Genomic DNA, 5,203 nt, shown 5'->3' with positions numbered 1-5,203 from the left:
GGGTGCAACGGCCCGGACCGACCCGGTGTTCTACAGGTGGCGGCGCACCGGCCGAAGCATGACGACGAACGAGGAGTGTGGACCATGGCGTGGGACGGCGAGAAGCCGCTTCTGCTGCTGATCGGAAGCAGCGGTCAGCGCAGCAGGGAGTTCATTCTGCGGACGGTGAGCACGCGTTACGCGTTATGGCTCCTCCAGCCGGCACCGGTGAGCTGGGAAGAGCCGTACGTCGTGGGCTCCACGACCGTGGACAACACCGACCCGGACGCGCTGACGGCGGCCGCCCGGCGGGTGGCCGCCGAGCACGAGGTGGCCGGTGTGTTCTGCTACGACGAGGGGCTCGTCACCCCCGCCGCGCACGTGGCCCGGGCTCTCGGGCTGCCGGGCAACTCCCCCGAGTGCGTCATCGCCTGTCGGGACAAGGCCGCCACGCGCTCCGCGCTGGAGACGGCCCGGGTGCCCCAGCCGGCCTCGATCGGGGTACGGTCCCTGGCCGAGGCCCGGGCGGCGGCGGAGAAGATCGGCTTCCCCGTGGTGCTGAAGCCGCGCGGGCTGGCCGGCGGGATGGGCGTGCGCAAGGCCGACGGCCCCGAGGACGTGGAGAGCGCCTACCGGGCGGCTTCCGGCGCCTCCTACCCCGGTGTTCCCGTCTTCGACGTGTCGGTGCTCGTCGAAGAGTTCGCCGACGGCCCCGAGATCAGCGTCGACGCGGTCTTCTTCGACGGGGAGTGCGTGCCGCTCGTCGTCGCCCGCAAGCAGGTCGGCCTGGCTCCCTTCTTCGAGGAGACGGGTCACGAGGTCGACGGCGCCGACCCGCTGCTGACCGATCCCGGGCTGCTGGCGGCGCTGCGGGCCGCGCACGCCGCCCTGGACTTCCACACCGGCGTCAGCCACACCGAGTTCCGCATCACCGCGGACGGACTGCGCCTGATGGAGGTCAACGCCCGCCTCGGCGGCGACATGATCCCCTACCTCGGGGAGCTCGCCACCGGCGTCGACGTCGCGATGGCGGCGGCGGACACCGCCGCGGGGGTCCGACCGGACACCGGGGTCCGCCACCGCAAGGCCGCGGCCATAGCCTTCCTGTATCCGGACGAGGACATCGAGGTCGATGCCGTGACCGTCCACGAGGACCGCTTCCCGGCCGATGTCCACAGCGCCGACGCGATGGCGGGTCCCGGTGCGGTGCTGCGGCTGCCGCCGCGCGGCTACATCTCCCGCTACGCCCGCGTGATCGCCCTCGCCGACTCGGTCGAGCAGGCCCGCGCGGCCCTGCTGAGCGCCCCCGAGATCGTGGAGCTCGACTCCCGCCCGGCGGAGGTACCCGCTCCGTGACGAACACCGGACACGACTCTCCGGAGGGCCGCAAGGCCGACCGGCCGTCCGTCGTACAGACCCTGCGCGGGATCCCGGGACCGATCTGGCTGGTCCTGGTCGGCATGCTGATCAACCGGCTGGGAAATTTCCTCCAGATCTACCTGGTGCTCTACCTCACCGACAAGGGCTTCAGCACGTCCGCGGCCGCCTTCGCGCTCGGTGCGTACGGGGTGGGATCGGTCGTCGGCGTCCTGGCGGGCGGTTCGATCTCGGACCGGGTCGGCCACGCGTGGACCATCGTCGGCTCCATGGCCCTCGCCGGCCTGCTCACCCTCAGCCTGGTCCACCTCGACAGCCTGCCCGTGGTGATCACGGTGGCCGCGGTGATCGGCATCGCGGCCCAGGCCTACCGGCCCGCCTCCTCGGCGCTGCTGGTGGAGGCCACCCCCGAGGAACACCACGTGATGGTGTTCGCGGTCTACCGCATGGCGTTCAACCTCGGCACCACCGCGGGCCCGCTGCTCGGCGCCCTGCTCATCAGCTACTCGTACAACCTGATGTTCTACATCGACGCGGTGACGTCGGTCGGCTTCGCCCTCTTCGCCCTGGTCCTGGTCCGCACCGGCCAGGCCGCCGCTCCCGACCCCGGGGATCCGCAGGCCGACGGCCGTTCGTACCTGGCCGTGCTCCGCGACCGGCGCTACCTGCTGTTCCTGCTGGCGCTGTTCCTCAACGCCGTCGTCTACATCCAGCACACCTCCGCGCTGCCGCTCCAGCTCAAGGCCGACGGTCACGGACCGACCTTCTACTCCACCCTGCTCTCGCTGAACGCGGCCATGGTCATCTGCCTGGAGCTGCTGTTCACCAAGTACGTGCAGCACCTCCCCGGACGGTTCGCCGTCGCGCTGGGCGTCGGCCTGGTCGGCGTCGGCATGAACCTGTACGTGGCAGGTCCCGGCATGGCCGTGTTCGTGATCGCGACGGTGGTCTGGACGGTCGGCGAGATGATCGGCACCCCGACCGCCTCCGCCTGGCCCGGCAAGGTCGCCCCCGCGCACCTGCGGGGCCGCTACATCGCGGCCTCCGCCTTCCCGATGCAGATCGGCTACGCGGTGGGCCCGGTGATCGGCATCGCGGCGTGGCAGGCCTCGGCCGCCTCCGTGTGGTGGCTGTGCGGAGCACTGACCGCCGTCGCCGTCGTCGTCACCCTGATCGGCATGGCCGAGCCCCCCGCCGGCAAGCAGCGGCGGACCCCGGACGCCGAACCGGCGGCCGCGCCGGCGCCCGCCGAAACACCCTGAGCCCCCTCCCCGTGCCGCGGTTCTCCGGCACGCCGTGATCCGGAAGTGAGCGAAGCTGCCCATGGCCTACGCAGACGGCATCGAGAATTTCGTGAAGACGGTCGACGGCGCCCTGCCGCCCGACTTCTACACCTACCCCGTCGAACGACAGCGCGCCCTGTACGACGGGCTGACCGAGGTCCTCCCGATCCCCGTGCCCGAGGGCGTGACCCACCGGGACGCGAGCGTCACCCACGGCGGGCGGACCGCCCGGATCCGCATCTACGAGCCGGCCCGGCGCACGGGCGACGCCGTGCTGTTCTACATACGCGGCGGCGGCTTCGTCATCGGCTCCCTCCACAGCCACCACAGCCTGGTCGCCGAACTCGCCGACCGCACCGGCCTGGTGACGATCGCCCTCGACTTCGGCATGGCTCCGGAGAACCCGCACCCCGGCCCGCTGGAGGACTGCTACGCCGGACTGTGCGGCACGCTGGCCGACCTGCCCGCCCTCGGACTCGACGGCATCGACCCCGAGGGCGCGGTGCTCTGCGGCGAGAGCTCCGGGGCCAACATGGCCGTGGTCCTCTCGATGATCGCCCGCGACCGGGGCGGCCCCCGGCTGCGCGGCCAGGCGGTGATCAGCCCGGTGCTCGACTTCACCCGGTGGCGGCACGGCGGCGAGGACGCGCCCCTGCTCTCCGGCGGGGAGATGGAGTTCTACACCGCGTGCTACTGCCCGGAGCCCGGGCAGGCGGAGCTCCCGTACGTCTCGCCGCTGCTCACCGGCGCCTTCCACGACCTGCCGCCGGCGTACGTCGTGGGCTGCGAGATGGACTCGCTGCGCGTGGACGCCGAGAAGTACACCGCCCGGCTGCGGCAGAACGGCACGCCGGTGACGTACGTGATGGAGGAGGGGATGGTGCACGCCCCGGTGCGCGCCCGCCGGATCAGCGAGCCGGCCGGGGAGTTCTTCGCGCGCTACTGCGACGCCGTGGCCGCTCTGGCGGCCGGAGAGGCGGCCGGCCGTGACGAGCGCTGAGCGGATCCCGGACGCACCGCACGGCCCCTGTGTGATCGTCGACCCGTACTCCTCGGGGGCCCTGTTCGCACAGGCGCTGGCCGACCACGGCGTCCCGGTGGTGGCGGTGGTCACCGGCCCCCGGCCGCCGGAGGCCTACGCCGGCTCGTACCGGCCACAGGACTTCCCCGAGATCATCGTCTACGAGGGCGATCTGGAGACCGTCGTGGAGCGGCTGCGGGCGCTGGACCCGCGCTGCGTCGTGGCGGGCTGCGAGTCCGGGGTGGAACTGGCCGAACGGCTCGCGCCGCTCGTGACGCCCGAGCGGTGCAACGTACCCGAACTCGCCGCGGCTCGCCGGGACAAGAGCAGCATGGCGGCCGCCGTCCTGGCGGCGGGCCTGCCGGTCATCCCGCAGATCTGCACCGATGACGCCGACGAGGTGGCGGCCTGGCTGGAGCGCGAGGGCCTGGCCGGGGCGGACCTGGTCGTCAAGCCGCCCAAGAGCGCCAGCACCGACGGTGTGATCAAGCTGACCGGCGGCGAGGACTGGCGGACGGTGTTCGCGCGCCAGCTCGGCCGCGTCAACCAGTTCGGCGAGGTCGACGACCGGCTCCTGGTACAGAAGTTCGTCACCGGCACCGAGTACGTGATCGACACCTTCAGCCACGACGGCAAGCACGCCGTGGTCGACGTGTGCGCCTACCGCAAGGTCGACAACGGTCCGCACATGGCCGTCTACGACACCATGCGATGGCTCCCCCCGGACGATCCGGCCCTCCCCGGCCTCACGGAGTACGTCTTCGGCGTCCTGGACGCGGTGGGTCTGCGGTTCGGCTCGGCCCACGTCGAGGTGATGGGGACGGCGGAGGGACCGCTGCTCATCGAGCTGGGTGCCCGGCCGCACGGCGGCGGTCAGCCGCGCTTCAACCGCAACGCCACCGGCGACAGCCAGATCGACCGGACCGTGCGCTGGCTGACCGGGGGCGAACTCCCGCAGAGCTACGAGCTGCTCGTCCACCAGATGTGCGTCTTCCACATCGCGCCCCGCTCCGGAACCGTCAGCGGTACGGCCGCCCTGGACGGCGTCCGCGACCTCCCCAGCCATCACTTCTCGATCCAGAACCTGGCCGACGGCGACCACGTCCGGGCCACCCGGGACCTGGTGGACAGTCTCAACTTCGGGTTCGTGATCCTCGCCCACCCCGACGCCGAACAGATCCAGCGGGACTACGAGGCCGTCCGGGCCGCCGAGCGCGGGCTTTCCATCGAGGAGCAGCGATCAACACCGCCGCTTTCCTGATCAGTTCCCTGGTGGTGATCATGGCGCCCGGACCCGATCTCGTCCTGATCACCCACCTGGTGCTGAACGGTTCCCTGCGGGTGGCCACCGCCGCCGCGCTCGGCATGATCGCCGCAGGGGCCGTCCAGGCCGGGCTCGGCGCGGCCGGGCTGGCCGCGCTCCTCGCGCCCACCCCGGGCCTCTTCGCGGCCTTCCGCTGGGCCGGCGCGGTCGTGCTGCTCGGCTGGGCCGTGCTCGCCGTGCGGCGGGCCACCGGCCGGGCCGGCGCCGAGGCCCCGGCGC

At 72.3% G+C, this 5,203-nt stretch carries 5 protein-coding genes; all 5 read left to right on the top strand.

Annotation, left to right across the window (positions count from 1 at the left end; all coding sequences use genetic code 11):
• Positions 1-84 precede the first annotated feature (84 nt).
• Positions 85-1,335: an ATP-grasp domain-containing protein gene (locus ACWGIU_RS29095; RefSeq protein WP_453710710.1), complete on the top strand. Its 1,251-nt coding sequence runs from the start codon at positions 85-87 to the stop codon at positions 1,333-1,335.
• Entirely contained in the window at positions 1,332-2,618 is a 1,287-nt protein-coding gene (locus ACWGIU_RS29090; RefSeq protein ID WP_453710708.1) for an MDR family MFS transporter, read from the top strand. The genes ACWGIU_RS29095 and ACWGIU_RS29090 overlap by 4 nt, the downstream gene beginning before the upstream one ends.
• A 61-nt stretch (positions 2,619-2,679) precedes the next feature.
• Positions 2,680-3,639, top strand: coding sequence for an alpha/beta hydrolase (locus ACWGIU_RS29085; protein WP_453710706.1), 960 nt, complete (start codon positions 2,680-2,682; stop codon positions 3,637-3,639).
• Entirely contained in the window at positions 3,626-4,921 is a 1,296-nt protein-coding gene (locus tag ACWGIU_RS29080; protein WP_453710704.1) for an ATP-grasp domain-containing protein, read from the top strand. The genes ACWGIU_RS29085 and ACWGIU_RS29080 overlap by 14 nt, the downstream gene beginning before the upstream one ends.
• Positions 4,922-4,941: 20 nt before the next feature.
• On the top strand, positions 4,942-5,203 hold a 262-nt coding region (locus tag ACWGIU_RS29075; protein ID WP_453710702.1), incomplete at its 3' end, for a LysE family transporter.

The sequence above is a fragment of the Streptomyces sp. NPDC054840 genome, assembly GCF_053611065.1.
This window is presented reverse-complemented; position numbering and strand designations above follow the sequence as displayed.

Excerpts from the sequence above, each read along its gene's own strand:
- ACWGIU_RS29095 (WP_453710710.1), top strand. The coding sequence starts at position 85 with ATGGCGTGGGACGGCGAGAAGCCGCTTCTGCTGCTGATCGGAAGCAGC.
- ACWGIU_RS29085 (WP_453710706.1), top strand. The coding sequence starts at position 2,680 with ATGGCCTACGCAGACGGCATCGAGAATTTCGTGAAGACGGTCGACGGC.